This is a genomic window from Clostridium sp. AM49-4BH (genome assembly GCF_003478335.1).
GTDB lineage: Bacteria > Bacillota > Clostridia > Lachnospirales > Lachnospiraceae > Butyribacter.
The window spans coordinates 44,961-67,560 of the sequence record NZ_QUFB01000004.1 but is presented as its reverse complement, the minus strand read 5'-3'; the positions used below and the strand labels follow the sequence as shown (position 1 = coordinate 67,560).

At 41.6% G+C, this 22,600-nt stretch carries 30 protein-coding genes; 3 read left to right on the top strand and 27 right to left on the bottom strand.

Annotation, left to right across the window (positions count from 1 at the left end):
* Window positions 1-25: 25 nt before the first annotated feature.
* From DW981_RS02155 to DW981_RS02145, 4 genes are all read right to left on the bottom strand, one after another.
* Window positions 26-727, bottom strand: a complete 702-nt coding sequence (locus DW981_RS02155) for an ABC transporter ATP-binding protein (protein WP_022025738.1) — start codon at window positions 725-727, stop codon at window positions 26-28.
* A 149-nt stretch (window positions 728-876) separates the two neighbouring features.
* Entirely contained in the window at window positions 877-1,017 is a 141-nt protein-coding gene (locus DW981_RS14970) for a hypothetical protein (protein ID WP_022025737.1), read from the bottom strand.
* Window positions 990-1,526: a TetR/AcrR family transcriptional regulator gene (locus DW981_RS02150; RefSeq protein WP_182434092.1), complete on the bottom strand. Its 537-nt coding sequence runs from the start codon at window positions 1,524-1,526 to the stop codon at window positions 990-992. The genes DW981_RS14970 and DW981_RS02150 overlap by 28 nt, the downstream gene beginning before the upstream one ends.
* A gap of 126 nt (window positions 1,527-1,652) precedes the next feature.
* Window positions 1,653-2,663, bottom strand: coding sequence for a hypothetical protein (locus DW981_RS02145; RefSeq protein ID WP_022025735.1), 1,011 nt, complete (start codon window positions 2,661-2,663; stop codon window positions 1,653-1,655).
* 99 nt (window positions 2,664-2,762) lie between these two features.
* Here DW981_RS02145 and DW981_RS02140 point away from each other — a divergent pair, with 99 nt between their 5' ends.
* Window positions 2,763-3,707, top strand: a complete 945-nt coding sequence (locus DW981_RS02140) for a GTP-binding protein (RefSeq protein ID WP_118506615.1) — start codon at window positions 2,763-2,765, stop codon at window positions 3,705-3,707.
* Window positions 3,704-5,035, top strand: a complete 1,332-nt coding sequence (locus DW981_RS02135; RefSeq protein WP_118506614.1) for an MATE family efflux transporter — start codon at window positions 3,704-3,706, stop codon at window positions 5,033-5,035. The genes DW981_RS02140 and DW981_RS02135 overlap by 4 nt, the downstream gene beginning before the upstream one ends.
* On the opposite strand, the gene DW981_RS02130 is transcribed toward DW981_RS02135, so the two are convergent.
* From DW981_RS02130 to DW981_RS02115, 4 genes are read right to left on the bottom strand one after another with little or no spacing between them, the layout of a single operon-like run.
* The gene (locus DW981_RS02130) at window positions 5,004-5,804 is read right to left on the bottom strand and encodes a hypothetical protein (RefSeq protein ID WP_118506613.1); all 801 of its coding nucleotides are present in this window, start codon (window positions 5,802-5,804) and stop codon (window positions 5,004-5,006) included. The genes DW981_RS02135 and DW981_RS02130 overlap by 32 nt on opposite strands.
* Window positions 5,805-5,818: 14 nt before the next feature.
* Window positions 5,819-6,265 (bottom strand): DUF4097 family beta strand repeat-containing protein, encoded by a 447-nt coding sequence (locus tag DW981_RS02125; protein ID WP_243034638.1) that lies wholly within the window; start codon window positions 6,263-6,265, stop codon window positions 5,819-5,821.
* Entirely contained in the window at window positions 6,262-7,512 is a 1,251-nt protein-coding gene (locus DW981_RS02120) for a permease prefix domain 1-containing protein (RefSeq protein WP_118506611.1), read from the bottom strand. The genes DW981_RS02125 and DW981_RS02120 overlap by 4 nt, the downstream gene beginning before the upstream one ends.
* Before the next feature lie 8 nt (window positions 7,513-7,520).
* Complete coding sequence (locus DW981_RS02115; RefSeq protein ID WP_118506610.1) at window positions 7,521-7,850, bottom strand: PadR family transcriptional regulator; 330 nt, start codon at window positions 7,848-7,850, stop codon at window positions 7,521-7,523.
* Window positions 7,851-8,065: 215 nt separating this feature from the next.
* Here DW981_RS02115 and DW981_RS02110 point away from each other — a divergent pair, with 215 nt between their 5' ends.
* On the top strand, window positions 8,066-8,740 hold the full coding sequence (locus DW981_RS02110; RefSeq protein ID WP_118506609.1) for a DNA alkylation repair protein: 675 nt from the start codon (window positions 8,066-8,068) through the stop codon (window positions 8,738-8,740).
* Here the strand turns inward: DW981_RS02110 and DW981_RS02105 are convergent.
* The 19 genes from DW981_RS02105 to DW981_RS16035 form a co-directional block, all read right to left on the bottom strand.
* On the bottom strand, window positions 8,700-9,476 hold the full coding sequence (locus DW981_RS02105) for a GNAT family N-acetyltransferase (protein ID WP_118506608.1): 777 nt from the start codon (window positions 9,474-9,476) through the stop codon (window positions 8,700-8,702). The genes DW981_RS02110 and DW981_RS02105 overlap by 41 nt on opposite strands.
* Complete coding sequence (gene cyaB, locus DW981_RS02100) at window positions 9,469-10,116, bottom strand: class IV adenylate cyclase (RefSeq protein ID WP_118506607.1); 648 nt, start codon at window positions 10,114-10,116, stop codon at window positions 9,469-9,471. The genes DW981_RS02105 and cyaB overlap by 8 nt, the downstream gene beginning before the upstream one ends.
* Window positions 10,117-10,152: 36 nt before the next feature.
* Window positions 10,153-11,088: a cysteine-rich small domain-containing protein gene (locus DW981_RS16040; protein WP_118506606.1), complete on the bottom strand. Its 936-nt coding sequence runs from the start codon at window positions 11,086-11,088 to the stop codon at window positions 10,153-10,155.
* 1 nt (window position 11,089) lies between these two features.
* The gene (locus DW981_RS02090; protein ID WP_347474483.1) at window positions 11,090-11,323 is read right to left on the bottom strand and encodes a hypothetical protein; all 234 of its coding nucleotides are present in this window, start codon (window positions 11,321-11,323) and stop codon (window positions 11,090-11,092) included.
* A 147-nt stretch (window positions 11,324-11,470) separates the two neighbouring features.
* The gene (locus DW981_RS02085; protein ID WP_118506605.1) at window positions 11,471-11,866 is read right to left on the bottom strand and encodes a S24/S26 family peptidase; all 396 of its coding nucleotides are present in this window, start codon (window positions 11,864-11,866) and stop codon (window positions 11,471-11,473) included.
* Entirely contained in the window at window positions 11,863-12,120 is a 258-nt protein-coding gene (locus tag DW981_RS02080; RefSeq protein WP_022025724.1) for a PqqD family protein, read from the bottom strand. Before DW981_RS02080 ends, DW981_RS02085 begins: the two co-directional genes overlap by 4 nt.
* Window positions 12,117-12,959, bottom strand: coding sequence for a hypothetical protein (locus tag DW981_RS02075; protein ID WP_118506604.1), 843 nt, complete (start codon window positions 12,957-12,959; stop codon window positions 12,117-12,119). The genes DW981_RS02080 and DW981_RS02075 overlap by 4 nt, the downstream gene beginning before the upstream one ends.
* Window positions 12,960-12,983: 24 nt before the next feature.
* The gene (locus DW981_RS02070; protein WP_022025720.1) at window positions 12,984-13,874 is read right to left on the bottom strand and encodes a TMEM165/GDT1 family protein; all 891 of its coding nucleotides are present in this window, start codon (window positions 13,872-13,874) and stop codon (window positions 12,984-12,986) included.
* A gap of 106 nt (window positions 13,875-13,980) precedes the next feature.
* The gene (locus tag DW981_RS02065) at window positions 13,981-14,982 is read right to left on the bottom strand and encodes a calcium/sodium antiporter (protein ID WP_022025719.1); all 1,002 of its coding nucleotides are present in this window, start codon (window positions 14,980-14,982) and stop codon (window positions 13,981-13,983) included.
* A 420-nt stretch (window positions 14,983-15,402) separates the two neighbouring features.
* Window positions 15,403-15,867, bottom strand: coding sequence for a GNAT family N-acetyltransferase (locus tag DW981_RS02060; RefSeq protein ID WP_022024056.1), 465 nt, complete (start codon window positions 15,865-15,867; stop codon window positions 15,403-15,405).
* 108 nt (window positions 15,868-15,975) lie between these two features.
* The gene (locus tag DW981_RS02055; protein ID WP_118506603.1) at window positions 15,976-16,779 is read right to left on the bottom strand and encodes a PfkB family carbohydrate kinase; all 804 of its coding nucleotides are present in this window, start codon (window positions 16,777-16,779) and stop codon (window positions 15,976-15,978) included.
* 41 nt (window positions 16,780-16,820) lie between these two features.
* The gene (locus tag DW981_RS02050) at window positions 16,821-17,513 is read right to left on the bottom strand and encodes a 5'-methylthioadenosine/adenosylhomocysteine nucleosidase (RefSeq protein ID WP_118506602.1); all 693 of its coding nucleotides are present in this window, start codon (window positions 17,511-17,513) and stop codon (window positions 16,821-16,823) included.
* A 72-nt stretch (window positions 17,514-17,585) separates the two neighbouring features.
* On the bottom strand, window positions 17,586-18,047 hold the full coding sequence (locus DW981_RS02045; protein WP_118506601.1) for an S-ribosylhomocysteine lyase: 462 nt from the start codon (window positions 18,045-18,047) through the stop codon (window positions 17,586-17,588).
* Window positions 18,048-18,175: 128 nt separating this feature from the next.
* Complete coding sequence (locus tag DW981_RS02040; protein ID WP_118506600.1) at window positions 18,176-18,466, bottom strand: nicotinamide mononucleotide transporter; 291 nt, start codon at window positions 18,464-18,466, stop codon at window positions 18,176-18,178.
* Between the two features lie 29 nt (window positions 18,467-18,495).
* A complete protein-coding gene (locus DW981_RS02035) occupies window positions 18,496-19,359 on the bottom strand; it encodes an EamA family transporter (RefSeq protein WP_118506599.1) in 864 nt (287 codons plus the stop codon).
* Window positions 19,360-19,706: 347 nt separating this feature from the next.
* Window positions 19,707-20,699, bottom strand: coding sequence for a Fic family protein (locus tag DW981_RS02030; protein WP_118506598.1), 993 nt, complete (start codon window positions 20,697-20,699; stop codon window positions 19,707-19,709).
* A 184-nt stretch (window positions 20,700-20,883) separates the two neighbouring features.
* Window positions 20,884-21,279, bottom strand: coding sequence for a C-GCAxxG-C-C family protein (locus DW981_RS02025; protein ID WP_118506597.1), 396 nt, complete (start codon window positions 21,277-21,279; stop codon window positions 20,884-20,886).
* A gap of 124 nt (window positions 21,280-21,403) precedes the next feature.
* On the bottom strand, window positions 21,404-22,204 hold the full coding sequence (locus tag DW981_RS02020) for a cation:proton antiporter (protein ID WP_347474482.1): 801 nt from the start codon (window positions 22,202-22,204) through the stop codon (window positions 21,404-21,406).
* Window positions 22,192-22,599 carry a cation:proton antiporter gene (locus DW981_RS16035; RefSeq protein ID WP_347474481.1) on the bottom strand — a complete coding sequence of 136 codons (408 nt, stop codon included), beginning with the start codon at window positions 22,597-22,599 and terminating at the stop codon, window positions 22,192-22,194. The genes DW981_RS02020 and DW981_RS16035 overlap by 13 nt, the downstream gene beginning before the upstream one ends.
* Window position 22,600 lies beyond the last annotated feature (1 nt).

Below are 22,600 nucleotides of genomic sequence, written 5' to 3'. Positions count from 1 at the left end.
ATAACCTTGCCTTTCCTTTGCTATATTAAAGATCTTCCAATTCTGCTGCCGGTACTCGTGTTTCATTTTCATAACACTCTCGGATCATGCCATCTTTAATCCGAATAACCTGATGTACCATATTTTTGATCGAATTATTATGCGTGACAATAAGCATTGTTGTTCCATATTTTTGATTGATCTGCTCTAATAACACCAAAATATCTCTAGAGGTATTCGAGTCCAGTGCTCCCGTTGGTTCATCACATAACAGCAATGCCGGATTTTTGATCAGAGCACGTGCGATCGCACACCGTTGCTGCTGTCCACCCGAAAGCTGTGAAGGAAATTTATCCTGATGCTCCGATAATCCGAGAGTTTCAAGCAGATCATCCATATCTAATGGCTGTTTTGTCAAGTACTGACACACCTGAATATTCTCACGAACCGTCAGGTTTGGCACCAGATTATAGAACTGAAAGATAAATCCTAAATTAGCACGGCGATACTCTGCCAAAGCATCCTGTGTCATGCCTGCAATCTGCGTACCATTGACAACAACAGATCCTGAGTCGATCGTATCCAGTCCCCCAATACAGTTCAATAACGTGGATTTACCAGAACCACTCGTTCCTTGAATAACGCACATTTTTCCTTGCTCCACTTCCGTTGTAACGCCACGCAGCACCTGCACTTTACTATCACCGGTGCCATAACTTTTTTTCAGATCCTTTACTTCAATATACATTGCATCCTCCAATCTACTCCGTGCAACTTGCACTCGCCTTAACATAACGCTGTTATGTTATCTGTTATTTTTAAGGAGCTATCTCTGAAACAGCTCCTATAGTAACCTTATTTCATCAACATTTTCCAACAGTATTCTCTGACCGTATATCAGGTACGGTCATTGCCCAAACTGCGGAACATTCCATACCAGCCATTCACCATATAATGTGTCGCCTGCTGGATATAACGAAGTGCTTCTTCCTCTTTCTCAATATGCGTGATCATATAAATAAATGTATCGATCTGCATATGGGATATCCAATGTACGAAAGATTCCTCCAACGGTCCATGCCTAACTTCTCCGTCATCGCATCCGCCAGCATACGATAATGAATCGTAACCACCCGAATCAATTCGTCAACCGCACCCTCCAACGACGATCCCTGGGATCTTGTCAATAACAGCAATGCACTGTCACGCTGCTCATAAAGTGCATGAATGATCATTTTTGAAACCGCCTCATCCTCTGAATAATCACCAGTTTCAAGATCAACAGCGGTGTCCCCGTCTGCCTCAACACGCTCTTTATCAAAATGTTCCTGCATCATACCCTGAATCTGCTGTAAAACGTCACCCACTAAAGAAACAAACAGGTCATCCTTATCTTGAAAGAAAAAGTACAACGCCCCCGTTGTCACTCCCGCCTCACGGCAAATAGACCGCAAAGAAGCTTTCAAAAAACCTTTCTCCATAAATTCACATACTGCACACTGCTGTAAGCGAACCTTTGTCTCTAGTGATGCAGACTCTGTTCCCATCGCAAACTCCATTTCCTCATACCACTCTATGCTCTGTCATGAAATCCCCATGCACATATCCTCAGTCAAAATGCTATTTCACCGACACAGCCGTAACATAACGCTGTTATGTTACTAGAACTTTCCTCATTTGTCAACCCCAATGTACCGATTCTCGCCACAGTCACCGATAATACCTTGTGTACTGTCAATCCGTTTCCAAGCGATCACCTTATTCTTGTCTGTCACAAAATGGTTGTTGCCAAACTGCACAGTAAATGCACGGTTACTCCATTCATACGCACCCACTTGCCACTTCCGTTCGCCATCTCTGCCTTCCCAGATATACACGCAGCGCTCTCCATCATGTGGATAGCCATCCCTGGACGGTATTTTGAAATTGTCGAGCCGAAGTCCCAAGTGTTCCTCCGTTTCCTTTGTGTTCCAAGCAGCGAACCACCCCCGTACTTTCTCTAACAGCCCTTTTACACGTTTATTTGCTGCAAAACCTGCTGCTTCTTTGTCAGATCCATTCGTAAGCTTACTATTTACTTTTGCTGCACTACGGTGTTTCGAATAAGAATATGTTTCTATCGCTTCCAACGCCTTATCAATGGTTGTCCTGCTTAAATATTCGCTTTGAATGTGAAATCCCTTGTCAAAAACCCGCTTACCTTCTTCATTGATATGATAATTATTATGATATAGACACACCTGCCCTCTTCCTCGGATCGGTTGTATCTTCCAAGCATCTTCGCGATCCCATACCATCATCATATTCGGAAAAGCCTCCGTCTGCATTCCACAATCAATATACATATGACGTATTTGTTTTAGTTTGATCTGAAACTGTTTAAATAATTTCAAATACATGGATATATTCTGACTGTCTTTGGCCCCCGAACTGATATATGCACGCAATGCACACTTTGGACACTGTTTCATAGATGGCAAATACTGCTTTTCATAAAACAAATCACTATCTGGGATCTCTTTGGCATACAAACAATGCTTGTCATGAAGTATTGATTCTTTTTCAGAATAAATATATTTCACTGTCTCATCACTCATAATCCGATTACGAAATCTTGAAATTGCAGCATCTTTATTTACTGCCACTGATTGTTTTTCTTTTTTGGACTTTTTTTTCTTTGCCACGATCTACATCCCCCCATTCTTCTATTTATTATCTGATATTTCAAAACATCTGTCAATACCATCTCCTATATGTTACAATATTGCAAAAAGGAGGCTGCTATGATTACTATTGATTTAATCACGGGATTTCTTGGTGCAGGCAAGACTACGTTTATTCGAAAATATGCAACTCACCTGATGGAGCAGGGCTTAAATATTGGTATATTGGAAAATGACCATGGTGCAGTCAATGTGGACGCCATGCTGCTTCAGGACATTTTAGGAGAACATTGCACATTGGAAATGGTTGCAGGAGGCTGCGATGCAGACTGCCACAAACGCCGTTTCAAAACAAAATTGATCGCAATGGGAATGTGCGGCTATGACCGCATTTTAGTGGAGCCGTCCGGCATTTTTGATATGGATGAATTTTTTGACGTATTGCACGAAGATCCGTTGGAACGCTGGTATACCATTGGTAATGTTATTACTATTGTGGATGTTTCCCAGCCACTCCCTCTCTCCGAAACATCACGTTATCTTCTCGCTTCGCAAGCATCCGAAGCCGGAACCATCATTTTCAGCCACATGGATGATGCGAATGACGCACAGGTAATGGCTATGAAGAATTATCTTTTTGACACCTATCATGAAATCAAAATACAAACATTACCAAAACAAGTTATCATCGACAAGCCACTGGATCAGTTAAACGATTCTGATTACAAAGCGATCATGACTTCCGGCTGGCATAATGCCGAGTATACCAAATTATGGTTTGACACCGACAAATCCTATGACAGTCTCTATTTCATGAATATGGACTTTACAGCAGAATTTCTAGAAGAATCCTGCCCAAAATTATTTCAAGATCCGAACTGTGGTAACATTTTCCGCATTAAAGGATTTCAACAGCTTCCTGATGGAAGCTGGCTGTCGGTAAATGCCACCAAAAATCAGACGGTGCTTACGCCCGTCCCAAACGGTCAGGCAATCCTCATCATTATTGGTGAAGATCTCCATCAAGATGTCATCGAACGCTACTGGGGAAGGAGTTATGTATGAGTATTTCATTATCGGAACATTTTACGTATAAAAAATTATTGCGATTCGTATTTCCATCTATCATAATGATGATCTTTACGTCCATATACAGCGTTGTTGACGGATTGTTTGTATCTAATTTTGTTGGTAAAACAGCCTTAGCCGCTATCAATCTGATCATGCCATTTATTATGGGAATTTCCGCATTAGGCTTTATGATAGGAACCGGCGGCAGTGCCATTGTTGCCAAAACACTGGGCGAACAAAAAGAAGAGAAAGCCATCGAATACTTTTCTCTTCTGGTATATGCCACTGCCATTGGTGGCCTTATTTTATCGCTGCTCGGTATCATCTTTACCCCGGCTATCGCACGCATGCTCGGTGCACACGGTGAGCTACTTAAGAATTGCACTTTATATGGTCGTATCTCTTTTATTTCCATGACCGCTTTTATGATGCAAAATGTTTTTCAAAGCTTTTTTGTGACTGCCGGCAAACCAAAACTTGGATTGTATGTGATCATCAGTGCCGGAGTCACAAATATGGTTCTTGACTTTTTGTTTATTGCTGTATTTCATTGGGGAATTGCCGGAGCCGCCATTGCTACTGTATGTGGTGAATTTATTGGTGGTATTTTTCCAATATTTTATTTCAGCCGTAAAAATTCAAGCTTACTGCATCTTGGCAAAACAAAATTTCATGGCAGAGTACTTCTCCAAACCTGTCTAAACGGCTCCTCCGAATTGATGACCAATGTATCCAACTCTATCGTAAGCTCTCTGTTCAACTTACAGCTTATGAATTATGCCGGTGAAAATGGTGTCGCTTCCTATGGCGCAATTATGTATGTCAATTTCATTTTTGTATCCACGTTCCTTGGTTACTCCATTGGAAGTGCTCCGATCATCAGTTATCATTATGGTGCTGCAAATCACCAAGAGCTTAAAAATATATTTCGAAAAAGCATATCTTTGATCGCCGTATGGGGCATTGCATTAGTCGGTGCGGCAGAACTATTAGCACCTTATATCACCAAACTTTTTGTTGGTTATGACGCCAAACTTCACGCAATGACCCAGACCGGTTTCCGCATCTGCTGCCTCGTCTATCTGATCAATGGATTTAATATTTTTGGCTCCTCATTCTTTACGGCTTTAAATAACGGTCCATTATCCGCCTTGATCTCGTTCCTGCGCACGCTGATCTTTCAGATCGCAGCTGTACTGCTGCTTCCTCTGCTCTTTGGCATCATGGGCATCTGGTGGTCTATCAATGCAGCTGAACTACTCACACTCTGTGTCACTCTGATGCTATTATTTACAATGCGTGGACGTTATCATTATGCCTAAACGCGATAGATCTCAACACCGCCAAAAGTGATCTTGCCTCGAAAATAATGGTCGGTCCTACCGTTGGCGCTGTAGCCTGCTGCTCTTTCACCCCTCCAAAGGTACAGCCGGTTTGATCCACGATATTCCAATCTGCAGGAATATAGAAATTCACTCCTGCAAAATGAATATCCAGCGTGATCACCGCTGTGCCGGAAGGAATATTCACTCCTGTCATATTCACTTCCATTCCACAGAAAGTACAATCCACAAGCGCACTTTTGAAATTTGCAGACTGCAGATTCTTTTTCGTTCCATTAAACAATCCACTCAGCACAATATGTTCCCCTTGCATATTTGAATCGTAAAAGCCTTGGCTCGCTCCGGAAGTGTCCGTATTTTCGCCCATCTGTCCCTCATACTGCTCCTGCTGCCGCTCAAACTGCTCTCCATAACGTTTTGCTCTTTTGCGGTTACGATATGCAGAGGCATGATCTCCAAAAAGCATATTTAATCCTATCGTTCCAAATAATGCCGCCATCAGGATCGACCATGAAGACATGCTTTCCAATCCTATATAACGACGAAAAACAATGAATAAAATCGCCAGCGAAAACAGCATCCCACCAAATTCCAGATCGATCGCAGCTTTTATAAATCCGGTAATACAAAGCAGTCCAATGATGATCCGTACAATACTAACATCCGGTGCCATCCCAACACTCCGCATTAAAATATAAATCGCTGCCATTAAAAAAACAACACCCCAAAATAAATTATCTTTGTTCATAGTCTCTTCCTCCTCTACTCTGTCTTGATCGTAATATTTCCCATATCTACATCGGCTTTTATCTGCTGATAGGATTCATATCCCTCTATCTGCTGATCCTTTTGCGCCGTATATTCATTGCTAACACCACTGTTTTTATTTTGACCGACCGAAATGAGTCCAAGATCAGCACTTAAGTCATATGCATATGCCTCCTGCGGTCCGTCAAAATCCATCTTAAAATTACCGGCATCAATGTCTACATTTACATCATATATATGACTGCCCTTCATATCAACATTCCCGGCATCTGCCTCAACCTCTATGTGGTCCAAACTGCAATCCTTCACTTGGACATTACCGGCATCCACACTAACACTTGCTTCACCACCGGTAAGTCCTGTCAAATGAATATCCCCTGCAGACATATTTACTGCAAGCTTTCCATGATCATACATCGCCGCCGGAATCTTGATCGTCATAGAATAACTGCGCTTCCAAGTGCGCTGCGAAAACAAATGAAACGATCCTGTGGACTTACTTTTACGGTAAGCTTACCATCTTTATAAGATATCTGAGGCTGCTTATTGCTTTTGCCATCATAATGTATATCGGGCTTTGTAATATCATCATCAACCTCGATAGCAATCTTCCCTGCATTTTCTTCCACATCAATGGCACGAATCTTATCTGTGGAAGAAATTTTTTTCAATATCTGTGTAAAATCTTCTTGTTGTCTGTCCGCATTTTGGTACACAGTGTTTGAGAAATCAGAAACCACAGCAAGTATTGCCGTTGTAATCAGAAGTACGCCAAGAAAGACTCCGGCAGGAAAACGTTTTTTCTCAAATAGCGGCTGTGTGCCTGCTCCATAATAATTCTTTCCACTGGTCTGATATGCTCCTGCATGATTTTTTACAGCTTTGGACAAGTCTTTATAACGATTTTTCACACTACCACCATATACAAAACAATATACCGCTATTCCCACAATGAATAAAACGCTGCTATCCATTATTTCCTGTATCAGTGCATTGTCTATATAATCAGAAAACATAGAAGGTATCACACTGAACACACACAACGGTACACCCAAGCACAACAAAACAAACCGCTTGTTTTCGTCCTTTTTTCCCCGTATCATTAGATAAGAACCTGCCTGCTCATCCAGATTAATGGTAAAATGTTTGATCTTCGCATAGCGTTTATGACAATTGGAGGCCATAATAAACAACAGCACTGCAATTCCCACGAACAGGAATAAGGAACCATCCATAGCGTCTGATAGGATATTCGTTATGTACCCCTCTTCCACTGCACCATCACTAACACTTGACAAAAGCGGACTCCAAATACAAAGCATCACTCCAAGGGCAATCATTCGAGCATGCCTACGTCCATCCGAAAGATACCTCCGCACCTCTTCTAATCCCCAACGGGAATCGGATTGTCTGCTTGTGTCATCTGTAGTGGAGTTTCCCATTGTCTCTGACTGCGTCTGCTCCTGATTCACAAAACCGTCAATCCCTAACTCCTCCGCAAGTTCATCCAGATTGCCAAATTCCGAGATTACCGTTCCCACAGCCTCTTTCTCTGACATTCCTTCCTGCATTAATTCTTCATATTTATCTTCCATCATCTCCATCAATTCCGCTTTCGCACGCAATACCTGCGGCGTCTCCGGTAGATTCAAGAACATATTATGTAAATATTCCCTAATTGCCTCCATGCTCTACTTCATCCTTTCCTGACAATAAATTTGTCAATGACTTCCTTCGTCACTTCCCATTCCTTGCATTTTTCTTCGTAATACGCCATTCCCTCTGGCGTCACTCGGTAATAGGTCCGCTGCTTTCCATTTGTCTCATTTCCGGAAAAAGATTCGATGTATCCGTTTTTCTCCATACGGGTAAATGCCGAATACAACGTTGTCTCTTTGATAATATACTTTTCCTCGGAAATCGTCCGAATCTGTTTAGAAATCTCATATCCATACGAAGGATTCTGCTGAAGGAGATACAAAATGATCGTATCATTGTATCCGCGAATGACATCACTGCTGATCAAATTCCTGCCTCCTCTCCGTCATACCACGACTGTCGTAGTACGTCTGTCGTAGGTAGAGCATATCATAATTACTACGACAGGTCAAGTAATATTTTACATAGACCTTTTACAAAATAACTGCTATCTGATACACTGCAATCGGAAGCACTCCATTGCAATAGCGACATATAATTGCGAAATATTACGGAATATATAGAAAGGAACAACAGCATATTATGACGGCTTTACAACAACAATTATTTGATTTACAAGACTTAAAATATCGGGATTTTCATGCCAAGCTGCTGCCGGGTATAGACAAAGAAACGATCATCGGGATTCGAACGCCCATTCTACGCAAATTTGCAAAAGATTTTGCCGCACAGGAAGAGTCCGCACAGTTTCTTCATGAGCTTCCGCATCATTATTACGAAGAAAACAATCTCCATATGATGCTCGTAGCAAATATCAAAGACTTTGAGAATTGTTTGAAAGAAATCGAACGCTTTCTGCCCTATATTGATAACTGGGCAACTTGCGATCTGCCTGCGCCCAAATGTTTTGCCAAAAATAAAGAAGTTCTTCTCGAACACATCAAAGAATGGATTCATTCCACTCATACTTACACCATCCGGTATGGTATGGAAATGTTAATGCGTTTTTACTTGGACGAAGATTTTCGTCCGGAATATCTCAAACTTGTCACCGATACCACATCCGATGAATACTATGTCAACATGATGATCGCATGGTATCTCGCCACTGCACTGGCAAAGCAATGGGATGCGACAATTCCTTATATCGAAAAACGCATCCTCTCTGCATGGGTGCATCACAAAACCATCCAAAAGGCAGTGGAAAGCTACCGGATCACGGACGAGCGGAAATGCTATCTAAAAACATTTCGGTAGTATGAACAACAGAGCCGACATCCAAATGGTGTTCGTACAAATAAGCATCTGCAATGCGTACTTTGCCCCAGACTCCATGATCGCCGTCCAAAGATACGGTCACCATCGGTTCTGCTCCCTCCGGTCTTCCCTCACAGCCAAAATCATCCTCTACAATCTCTGTGATCGTATACGCTTTTCTCTCTGGAAAAAGCACGGATTGTTGTACCGAATCATGCGATTCAATCATCTTTTCCATCCAGATCATATCATACCAACGGCCAAATTTATAACCACAATGATGAAAAGTTCCTACCGTCTCAAATCCAAGATGTCTATGGAACTGCTCACTGTTTTTTGTCAGATATTCATCTTCCTGCTGCGGATAGCCGATACAGGCGTATACATTAAGAATCCCCATACTGCGCAACTGATCTACCAATGCTTCATACAACCTGCGGCCCAAACCGCCTTTTCTCGCTGTATGCGACATATAAATCGTGAGTTCACTCGACCAATCATATGCCTCTCTTGGATTAAGCGCTCCTGCATAAGCATACCCCTGTATGACGCCATCTTCCTCAATCACCAGATACGGATACTTCTGCATCGTAGTTCCCATGCGGCGTCGAAACTCTGCTACCGTTGGCACTTCATATTCAAAGGTGATCGCTGTTTTCTCTACATAATACCGATATATACTAACCAGCTTGGACGCATCGTCCAGCCTTGCTGTTCTTATCGTAATTTCACTCATGATAAGTCACTCCATTTTTTTCCCAAATTTTCTCCAACATTGAAAGATAGCTGATCCTTGTCGTATCCTGCATGGAATATCCTAAGGACAGCAGCCGCTCCTCGATCTGCTGCAGCGCCTGCTGTCTATCTTCCTCTTGCTCCACCAAAATCTCTAACTCCAAATACTCCCCCAATCCTTCCACACTGTCCAAGCATGCCGTCATGTGATCCAATACGTAGTATTTGCGACATTTTATCACCGACGGAACCGGATGATAGCCCAATGCGACCAATAATCCGCTCATCGCTGCATCATCTTCGATCGGTATCTCAAGTTCTTTCCTCGTCATGGATGTCTCTTCGAGTTTAGGACCTTTATAGGTAACAAACGACTGAATTTGGCTGTCATTTTCTGTAACAGATTGTTCTGTGGAATGTTCCGATAAAATATCCGTCTCTGATAAATCCGTTACATTCTTTAGCACCTCTGTTTTACGCACTCGCAATGCTTCATCTGTTTTGCGAAAATCCCGATCAACACCGTTAAAATAAGTATCTGTTTCCCGTACAATCTTTTGCAGTACGAAACCGTCTTTCCGCAGTTTTTGCTCTACACGCTTACTGTCAGTCAGCGCAAGCTTGACTTCAACTTCTATCATTGTAATCTCCCCAATCTTGCCAATATATTATCTATATTATCGATTCATACAATACTGACATCCACCCGCCTGTCCCAGACAACCGGCACAGTCCTTGCATTCAGCTAACAGTTCGCCCTTACTGATCAGATACACCCCAACCAAACTCATGATTGGATACAACTTATCCTCCTGCCACTTCACGCCAACTGTATCAGCCTCAAGAAATGAGATTAATTTAGGGACTGCATCAATGTCCATTCCATAATATCCTGGTCCAAAAGACGGACTGCAGTATTGTTTCTGAAGGACACTGTGTTTACGTTCCAAATAGTCCTGTATCTGTTGTCTACAGACATCCATACAGGCAATCTGAAATACTTCCAAATAATATTTAGCAAGTAGCGACTCTCCCTCATCTACATTGATATCCGGTGCATGAAACGCATAGATATAGCCATTTTCCACTTGGCTGCGATCGATCCGCTCTAACACATTGCATCGGATCTCCTGTCCGCCAAACTGAAATTTTCCATCCTGCACACAAGACTTATCAAATGGCTGTAGAAGCACCTCTACCCGATAAAAATATTTATGTTTTTGCAACAGATTGGTGACCGCACTTACTGCAGTAGATCGATGCTCCCTTCTCATCTCCTCGTCCATTTGATGCCATCCGGCAATCTCTGCCATCCGCTCCAAAATTTCATTCCAAAAACTGCGAATCGATAACTCCAACACTTGATCTTGTCTGCCAAGCTGATGCATGATCTCATCATACATCTCCGGTCGATGCACTACCGTACAATTACTACAGTCCTTGATCTTACATCCTCGCCCGTCAACCAAATAAGACGGATTTCCAAGACATTTCTCCCGCAAATATAGCGGACAATAGCAAAATAGACAGTTAAACTTTTCCACATCTTCTACCGCATGACATGGAAAAAATTCACACGCTCTATTTTGAAAAAAACGATAACTTGCGTCCAAATTATTCTTTCCTTTCCCCTCGGTTATACCACAGGTAAAAGCTCAAATTCAGCACGATTCCAACCACCGTTGAAACTGGTGCCGCCAATCCGATCATCGTCAGACTGGCGTTCGGCTGAATACTCATAATATACGCTAATGGCAGACGCACAAACAATGTCTGCACCACTCCCTGTATCATAACCCATATCGTCTTATCATGTCCATTAAAATATCTGCTCTTCCTGCTGTTCACGGAAAGTATGCTTTCAATGTCCACTTTTGTATCTTGAATATCCACTTTTTCTTTATTCAGAAGTCCTCATATGTGAAGATTTCGATTTTGAAGTTCATTTTTCTCTCTTTTTTCTCAAAACAGATTGTAATCTCATTCTGATCTTCTTTAAAAATATCCGCAGCTTATATGCCTGCACCACAGCCACACATACAATCGGTATCTCAGGTCATCGGTCTTATACTGCTTCCCTTTGTGGGTAAAGTCTGTCATAACCCCAAGAACATCGGTCTTTGGGACTCCACGCTCTATCCCAATGCAGTTATCGCCAAGGATATCATAGGAATCTTCATATACCTTGATAATTCTGTGAAGCACATATTGGTCTGTGCCTCTTTTATACAACACGACATCCCATACCTTACAGCTTTCGCCCGGTTTTACCTCACGCACCGTAAAAGAATCCCGTCCCTGCTTTAACAGCGGCAGCATACTCACTCCTACATTTTTGTATGTGAGAGTATGATATTTCCGTAGATATTCCTCATAAGATAATCTGGTCATTCCTCTATCGCTCCAATGCCACGCAGCTTCTCCACAATCGAATCCACATCCTGTTGCAGCACTTCCTTCGGAGCATCGTATTTCTCATACATTGCCTCGACAATCTGCTCTTTGGTAGTATCTGTTTTCAGGCACTCCACAATAAATGCCGCTGTCTTGTTGCTTCTGACAAGTCCCGCAAATGAGCTTGTCACATCAATCAAAACCTGCTCTCCATCGCTGTCGTGTGTGATAAATATATCTTTTAACTTCATGTGTCTTTCCTCCTGTTCTTAAGTCTGTTCATTCCCTCGTAAGCCACTCTCGCCGCCTCGATATCCATGTTGCAGCCAAGCCGGTAGACCGGCACTATATTAAGCATCCGGTCTATGAGGGAAAGTGTCTGCTTCATTCCGTCTGCGGTAAGACTGCGGTTCGTCTGCTGAACGATCATCGGATATGTGTCATGTGGCTCTGCCTGCTCGATATGATTTGTGGTGTCTCTTGTCAATACACAAATGCCCTTTAACGGTACTGCAGTATTCGTGCTTAATCTGTGCTTGCCATCCCAGGGTGTGCCATAGGCGGTCACGCCGGAGTCGGTGATATGAAGAAGCGGCTTATCGTCATTTACCATGACGGCACGCTCCCCGAAATACTCTCTCCACAGTCGTGTATGTGTGGACTTGCCGGTACCGCTTTTTGCGGTAAAAAGATAGCCTTCGCCATCTATGGCAATGACCGATCCATGAAAAAGCAGGGTATCGCAAGATAAGAGGTGGTCTGCAATCTTGCGATAGACCGCAAGTGTCTCTAAGTAGGCATCGGAAAAATGCCTGATGGGAATGCCCTCTTTGATATCTTCTCTGGCGGATTTTTCACGCTCAAAGTCGATATCCGACTGAGTTGTGACAATCGAGAAATAAACCGGTGACTCAGTCACACAAGCTACGGAATTTCCCGGCGTACTCTCTGACACAGTTCCACCAGTTTCTGTAGCTGCACCCCTTTTAACATCTGCCACGATATAATCTTTGCAATATTCTCTGATATAATCACAGACAGGGCAGATGGTAAAATACTGTCCTGCCAGACGGATTGTAAAGTTCTTCATATGCGACCTCTGATTCCATTCAAATTATAATTCTACTTCTGTTTCTTTTTCTTCCGGATAAATAAAACCGTTCCTGTCACTGCAATCACTGCCGCAATTACTATCAATATAATTCCCCGTATCGGCATCTTTATTTCCTGAATTATCGTCCTTCTTATTGTCTGTGGCATCGAACGGATCTGACTTTCCGTTTTCATCGGTATCTTCCTTGTCTACATTTTCATTGGAATCCTCAATTTTGGTATCTGATTTTCTGTAAAACAGCCAGCCACACAAACCTGCAAAAATAACCGTTACCACAATTAGGATCGAGAATACCGGAATTGCATAAACGCTTGCTCTTATCAGCTTTAGCCCCTGATAAAGTGTGTATACACCAAATACGGAGAAGATGGCAACAGCAAGTGTATTCAGCAGTCCATCCGGCGCCTTGCTCTTTAACAAATAGCCAATCAACATTCCAAGAATATCTGCTGCAAAAAGTCCCAAAGAACAGCCGATCCATACGACAAATGCTGCACTCATACCTTCATTAGCACCAAAAGTAATGGCAGTAAGCTGTGTCTTATCGCCAAGCTCTGCTACAAAAAATGTGCAAAATACTGCAAGTGGAGCAAACTGAATCTTTGATCTGCTGCCTTCTTCCTCTTCTTCCTCATCCCCTGCGATCGTTGATGCTGCAAAATAAAGAAAAGCAAATGCTGCGATCATTTTAATAAGCCATTCCGGAATCAATTCACTAACCAATCCGCCGGCAAGAACAGCAAGTCCATTTAGTACAAGGATAGCAATAGCCGTTCCACATATAATATCTCTTAACTTGTACTTAGATGTAAGAGCAATCAGCATAAGCTGCGTTTTATCTCCCATCTCTGCTATAAATTCCGTGAAAAAAATTTTTAAAAATAATATCATTTGTCTTATCCCTCATATATCTCCAATAATGTTTCGTTCGAAAATATATTGCTCTCAACATCATCTTACTATAATGTTTCGTTCAAAGATCATTTTGCCCTTAACATCATCTTATTATGATGTACACCGCATACGCTAAATAAAACGCAACCATACAGAAACCTTCCATCTTCCCAATTTTTTTCTTAGTCCCTGCAAATATCCATACGCACACGGTAAACACAATAAGTACGCACATATCTATAATGTTCTCTTTGATTATGCTGATCGGACTGATTGCAGAAGCCACACCTAGCACCATAAGTATATTAAATATATTGGATCCTATCGCATTACCGAGTGCCATATCAACTTCATTCTTTCTGGCTGCAACAATAGAAGTTACCAGCTCCGGAAGCGATGTTCCTATCGAAACGATCGTAAGTCCGATAAGCGTTTGGCTCATTCCGAGATCGCTTGCGATCCTCGATGCGGCATCTACAGTAACATCTCCACCAAATGCTATTGCGATCGCTCCACCGACAATAAATATTATACTTACCGGAACAGAAACAATCTTAATGTCCTCATCAGATCCACCTTCAATCTCAACGCTCTTGCCTTCTCTGCTTGCCTTTAATGCAATCTTAACCATATAGAATAAATAGCCGGCAAAGAAAGCAATTAAAATCACACCGTCAAAACGTCCTAATGTTAAATCTGATTTGTCACCAATTCCGACACTTCCAAACAACATCAAGAGTCCGGCACAGATCAATGACAACGGAATATCTCTCGTTATGGTTTCTTTAGCAACATTAACCGTTGCTAACATTGCACATACGCCGATAACAACCATCAGATTAAAGATATTGGAACCAACCACATTACTAACTGCAAGCTCATTATTGCCTACAAGGGAAGCCGATACACTTACCGCCGTCTCCGGAAGCGATGTCCCCATTGCTACAATCGTAAGTCCGATAATAATAGATGGCACATGTAGTCTCTTGGCTACGCTTGAACTTCCTTCCACGAATAGATCTGCACCCTTGATCAACAATGTAAAACCAATTACAAGGAACACAAGTACAAGAACAAATGGGGCGTCATTAATCAATTTTTCCATATTCTTCTCCTTTTTCTCTTTCCCAAGGCAGTGTTGTCAGCCGAAGTCTATGCCGAAACAAAAAGGCAAAGCCAGCGCTTTGCTTTTGTCACGCTACATAACAGCAATTTCCTATAAAATTAAAAAGACTCATGTATATCAATTATCCACCTGCGCTTTCTGCACGAGCAGTTAATCGATATACATGAGTCTCATTATTTAAGATTTGCCAGATTATACTCTCAGTTTATAATCAGAATGTTGACAAATCACACTTTCGCGCCAACTACTCCCTCATGGAATATTTCGTTACTTTTCGTTACTTGATAAATAATATCAAATGAAAGTGCCTATGTCAACATCATTTTCACGACTGATAACTTTTTAACTTTTTACATTTTCATTCAACCATTGATAACATCTCATCTTTTCAATACGATTTCAAATTTGTTTACAATTATACGAAAAATATACTCGTCCTTGCTCTTGCGTGGCACCAATTTTATCATAAAAACGAATTGACGGTGTATTCCAGTCCAGACAGCTCCATTCCATTTTTGAATATCCATCTTCCTTAACAAATTCTTCTATTTTGGAAAAGAACTTTCTTCCTAATCCACAATGACGATATTTCTCATTTAAAAGCACATCTTCCAAGTGAACCCCTGCTTCTGCCGCAAACGATCCAAATATAGGATAGTAAATAGCATACCCGATGATCTCCTCGTTATATTCCGCGATCAATACTGTTGCTATTTTCTTCTCAAAAATCCAGTAGCACAAATCTTCCTGGGAAGCTGTCATATCTTGAGGTCTTTTCTCGTATGTTGCCAAACCTTTTATCAGTGTTTGTATCTCTGCTATATCATTTTTCTCTGCTTTTCTTACGATAAATTTTTCGCTCATAATCTGTTCTCCTTTACTTGTTGATATAACTCAATCTTCGCACATCAAAAATTATCATGTTGTCACATATTGCTTATTATGTCAGTAAAACAATAGCTATTTTGCAATTCAGAATCCACCATAATGTTTTAAGGTTTCTGCTGCAATTTCAGATCCAACATTCATTGCCTTTTTAATATCATTTTCAAGCATATATGAACAAACAAAGCCGGCGTGATAACTGTCGCCGCATCCTGTGGTATCTATTATGCTTTCAACTTTTACAGCCTGCACTCTGTATTCCTGTCCATTAAAGTATGTAACGCTTCCATGTTCTGCAAGTGACACATTGAACAGGCAGTTGTATTTATTCGATAACCCCCTAAACATCGGCAGAAGTTCTTCCGATCCGCTTATCATAAAGAAATCAACATACGGAGCAAAGCGTTCCATATCAGCAAAATCTCTATATACATCAAAATCCACCACAAGCTTAAAGCCATGTGTTTTTTTCAGTTCGATTACCTGTGAAAGACACGAGGCCCAAAAATGAACAAATACCACATCGGATTCTGATAAGATTTTGATTTCGTCATCATTCAGCACGATATTATCGAGAATACTACCATTCCAAGAATCATCTTTATAATACCTATCGCCTGATTCCGTAAGATACGTCATATTATTTGCAGTCTGATGCCTTTCATCAATCCGTATATGTTTTTTATCAATAGCAAATTTTGCTATTGAATCCATTATCACTTCTGCATATTTATCTTTTCCGATAACACCAAGAAGCGTAACATCTATATTCGTAAAACGTGAAGCATGAACAGCAAAATTTAACGCTTCTCCGCCCGGTCTGATCATTTCAATCCCATCAAAAACATCTACACATATACATGGAAGTGCAGTCAGCTTGATTTTATTCATTGCGTCACCTCGGTCATCTTGATTTTATTCATCGCGTCACCTTATGAAATAATAATTTTCTTAATAAACTCAATAACGATCTCGATGCCCAATTTAGCTGCCTTCCTGGCAAACTGAGCATAATCCATCGCTCCGCCCTCACCATCGGAGATTGTGCGAAGTACGGTAAATGGGACATGGTTCATATAGCAAACATGACCAATGCTGCCACCTTCCATCTCTGCCGCGATCGCATCAAATCGCTGATGAAGTTTCTCTTTCTGCCGTTCTCCCTGCATAAACAGATCTCCGGTAGCGATGGTTCCTACCTTGTAATGAATTTCTTTTTCTGCAATACATTGTTCCATCAATGCCGTCATCTTCTCATCACTTGGAATATAAATCTGGTTGATTCCGGAAAGCAAACCAATATCATCTCCCAAAGCAGAAGTATTCATATCATGCTGTACCACCTGACTTGCTAACGCAACATCCATCACGCCCAGTTCCTTGCACAGCGTTCCGGCAACACCAATATTGACCACCATATCCACCTGATATTTTAATATCATGGCTTCCGTACAGATTGCCGCAAACACTTTTCCTACGCCGGACACTGCAGCAACTACCTCTACCTCTCCAATATTACCCTTGACAAATTGAACACTGCTGATTTCCTCTGTTGTACTATTTTCCAGTGACTTCTTCAGATTGTCGATCTCAATCTGCATGGCACCGATCACACCTATTCTCATCGTATATTCCTTTCTTCATTCGCACACTTGCAGGCGCTTTATCACTTTGCCGCAAGCGCAAATTTACCGTATTTATTTTGTTGGATATGAAAATTCCATGTTAGTCTGTTTTTCCAAAACAGCAAGATAAGTTCTGCACTCTTCCTTTGCGATCTCCAGATCAAGGTTCTCATAATGACCACACTCTGCCGCAGATGCTCCAAATACCTCTCCTTCATGAGCAATGATCTGAGATAACACCTCTTTCGTGATCTGAAAAACTTTCTTAGGTTCTACTTCTCTGACCAGCAGATAAAATCCGGTCTGACATCCCATCGGTCCAAAGTAAATAACCGAATCGGCGATTTCCGAATTGCGGATATAAGTTGCAAACATGTGCTCTACAGAATGCATATCCGCATTGCTCATATAATCTCCTTTGTTCGGTCTTCTCGTTCTAAGATCATAGGTTGTAATATCTCCATCTTTTCTGGAAATGTAAAAGCCCGGAACCAATACATCATGATCTATCGTAAAACTTGTTATTCTCTCCATAATAATTCACCATTCCTTTCTTGTTCGTCCAAATCAAAACATTTATAGCATACCATTTCTTGTCTTTTTTTACAATCTAAACGGTGATTTCCCGTTCTCTTTTCTTCCAACTGATAAAACCATAGACATCATAAAAGAATAGCCATCGGCATCGTCATTCCCAGATAGGTGATCATTTCCCCCCAGTAACGGAATTGCCAAGAAATGATACCATAAAGAATACTAAATATGATCATCAAAATCTGCGACCACACATTTCCTTTTGCTGCCAAGACAAGAGAGGTAACTCCTATGCATGATGCAATTAATGTGAGAAGATCAAAATCCCCAGGAAAAATATTTGCCATAACGATCACTACCAACGAACAGATCCACACCCACCATTCTCTCCTTGTTAAACTTGCAATTGGATCACTCATATTGATTCTAAAACTCCTCCTAAAGCCTCCTACAATAATGCCAGCCACAGTGTTCCCGCTACAATGCCGATAAGCCCAAACACTGCTTTGCCGGAAAGTTTTTCACGAAAGACGATCCATGAAAATGCGATCGTCACCAAAATGCTGAGTTTGTCAATCGGTACAACAACACTTGCCTGTCCTGTCTGAAGTGCGCGGTAATAGCACAGCCAAGAGGCTCCGGTCGCCAGTCCCGATAACATCACGAAGGCAAGTTCCTTTTTTTCGACCGTCTTGACCTGCTTCCATTTCCCTTTAACCACGACCATTAGCCAAGCCATAACGAGCACGACCGTTGTACGGATTGCCGTTCCAAGATTAGAATCTACACCTTCTATGCCGACTTTGCCCAAAATGGCAGTAAGACTTGCAAATACTGCTGATAACACCGCATAAATCATCCATTCTTTGCCTGCAGTCTGCGCCTTACTATCCTGCTTTTTATCGATCATCAACAAAGTACCCACACCGATCAATACAACAGAAATGATCTTAGGAACGGTAATGCCCTCATGCAGAAAAATAAGCGCTAACAAGATCGTCAATACGGTGCTGCTTTTATCAATCGGCACAACTTTATTGATGTCACCCTTTTGTAATGCATGAAAATAGCACAGCCAAGAGGCTCCGGTCGCTAATCCCGAAAGTACCAAAAACGAAAATGTCTTGCCACTGATCTGTGTGATCTGACCACTCGTCCCGGTGATCAAAACCATCAGCCACGAAAATAACAAGACTACAATCGTACGGATCGCGGTTGCTACATCGGAATCCGTTTTCTTAATTCCACACTTTGCAAGAATAGATGTAATTCCTGCAAAAAAGGAAGAACCTACCGCATACAATAACCACATGATAAAATCACATTCCTTTCTGTAATGCTTCCTCCAAAAAGCGAACCGCATCTCTAACACAGTCATCACAATTGCGAACCGCTATTCTCTACGCGCATAGTAAACATCTCTATCTTATATACAAAGAAAAATACTTGTCAAACAAATTCATCCCATGCCAATCCTTCCTGATAACCTGCCGTTCTATATTTTTGAAGTTGTCCAACAATCGGCATCAATCGTTCATCCGTAATGCGGTCTAACATCTTCATTCTGCGATCATTTCTTCTGTGTATCTAAGCATTGTTTCTCTCCTTATCTGTGGTGATCACATTTCTGGCACTGCACCATTTCATTCCACCTACAGTTCAAACCTTTCTATATCTCTGGTTTCTGCTATTCGGTTTGTCCGGGATGGTCATTTCAATCATCTGCAAATCCAATGCCGGTCGCAAATAATTTTTGCGAAAACCTTCTCTAGATTTCAAACCTAGCTTTTCCATAAGCGTATTACTTGTATAGGGAACATCATATTCCATAACTCCAAGTAGTTTCTTAATATATTCAGTAAGCTGTTCATTGTCTTCATCAACCTGAACAGTTATCTCATCCAAAATTTTATCAACCTGTGCGAGCATAAATTCAATAAACAGGGTAGATTCTCCAGCAACATGACATTTTGCTATTGCCTCATAATAATCATCCTGAAATTTTTCAATCTGACTTTCAATCGGAATATACTCAAATATTGGTTTCCATCGATAGAGAATTGCCGTATGCCATAGCCTTGCCATTCGACCATTTCCATCTGAAAACGGGTGGATAAATACAAACTCATAATGAAATATGCTGCTAAGAATCAGTGGATGTATTTCTCTCGCTACCTCCTTCATCCATGCAAAAAGTTCTTCCATCAACTGTGGGACATACTGTGCCGGAGGTGCCATAAAAATACACTCATCACCATGAAATACACCTTCTTCCCCTCTACGAAAATCTCCCGATTGTTCTTCGAGATATTTTGTCATAATTCCATGATACTTTTTCAAATCCCGAATACTATAAGGATTAATTTCTGCTATCTTTCCATAAGCACAATAGGCATTTTTAACTTCTTGTATCTCTCTTTGTTCCCCTAACACTATTTTACCATTAATAACATCTCTCACTTGATTCAAGGTAAGCGAATTAGCCTCAATCCTTAAAGAAGAATGAATGGACTTAATTCGATTATTCTTCCTAAGATGAGGCTTTTTTTCCATATTACTGATCAGTGTAATACGCCCTATTTTTTCTGAAATCGATGCTACATATGATAACATTTGGTTGGTAATCGTATATGGTGGTTGATATTTTTCCATAAATGCCCTCCATTATCTTGCGCATTATCTTGCGCATTATCTTCCCCTATTATAGGCAAAATTATACATAATTTCAATAAAACTTTAAACACCTCTACATAAGCCAGCCAATCCATATTTTTACCATCTATACAAATTCTTTTTAACCATTCTTCCAACTATCATTGCCTATTATAATAAGCGATCATTTCTGTAATGCTTCCTCCAAAAAGCGAACCGCATCTCTGACGCAGTCATCACAGTCGCGGACCACATGTCCTGTTTCTATTCCTTTCAGTTCTTTGCAGATAACCGTTCCATTCTGCTCCATAAACTGCTGCATAATCAAACGCGCATCCTGAAAAGTGTTCATCTGATCCTTATTGATCATTCCTGCTGCCGCTACCGCTCCGGCGATCGCACCGCAATTTCCTTCCATCGTTGCCAGCCCCGCACCAAACCCCTGCATGAGGTTTCTCATTGTTTCATCATCTAAGCCTGCCTCTTCGCAAAAAGTGCAGGCAACCGCCTGCGCACAATTATAACCGCTATGTTTTTTTGCTACTGCCTTCTCGCATTTTTCTTGTATCGTATCGCACATCTGCTTGTCCTCCGTATAGCATTATTGTTTCTAATGTTATTATTATAATCAATTCCTGTGAAAATGTCCATGTTCCCGATATAACCGTCTAGATCCAGACCTATCGTACTACACACACCAAATCCTAATTTTTTTCTAATAACGTTTTGTAACTGCAGTCAATGCCGATTGCTCCGATCGGTGCCGTAATGATAATGGCGAGCACCGCTACGGACAAAATGATCTTGCCGCAAGGAAGTCCTGCAGACAGAGGCACCGAACCAATTGCTGCCTGCACAGTTGCCTTAGGCAGATAGGCGATCACGCAAAAGATTCGCTCTTTCCAAGAAAGCTGTGTCCCTGTAACGCAAAGGAGCACACCAACTGCACGACAGACAAGTGCCACCGCAATCATCAGTACCGCCGCCAGTCCGGCACTCAGCGTATAACGAATGTCCACTGCCGCACCGACAAGCACAAACAACACAACTTCCGCTGCAAGCCAGAGCTTGCCAAATTTTTCGGATAATCTTTTGGATACAAATTCGGTACTTTTGAACTTCAAGACGCACGCCATGCTGACAACTGCCAGCAGACCGGATACCGACACTTTTCCTTCCAGCCATCCTTCGATAGCGATCAACAGGAAGGAAAATCCCAGTACAATAATAACTTTCATACTGTTGCGTACACAGTGTTTTCTCGCATACACTGTTTCAAAAAACAAATACAAGGCATAACCGACTACAGCGCCCAGTAATACGCCTAAAACAATAGATATCGGTATATTAACGAAGTCCATTACATGAGCACTGCCACCCTGCGCCATGCTTAAGAAGGTCGTAAAAAGCACGATCACAAAAATATCATCACAAGATGCCCCTGCTAGGATCATCTGTGGTATCGCTTTTGTTGTTCCGTATTTCTTCTCCATCAGGCTAACCATTCTTGGCACAACCACGCTGGTGATACCGCTCCAAGCACTGCTCCCATCACAGCCGCCTCCACTCTGCTCACGCCTAAGATCATCGGCGCAAATACGATATACCCGACGATTTCAAAAGATGCCGGCACAAACGCCATCATTACTGCCGAACGCCCCGCTTTCTTAAGATCCGCCAGATCTAATGACAGTCCTGCCTTCAACAAAATAATGATCAAAGCCATCTTGCGCAGATCCGCTGAGATTCCCAAAATTGATGGGTCTAACAGATCCAAAATATACGGTCCTAATACGATACCCGTTACAAGCATGCCAATGATCCTTGGCAGCTTTAACTTTTGGCAGATGGATCCCATCGCCAGTCCTACCAGAAAAATAAACGCTAATGATGTCAACATA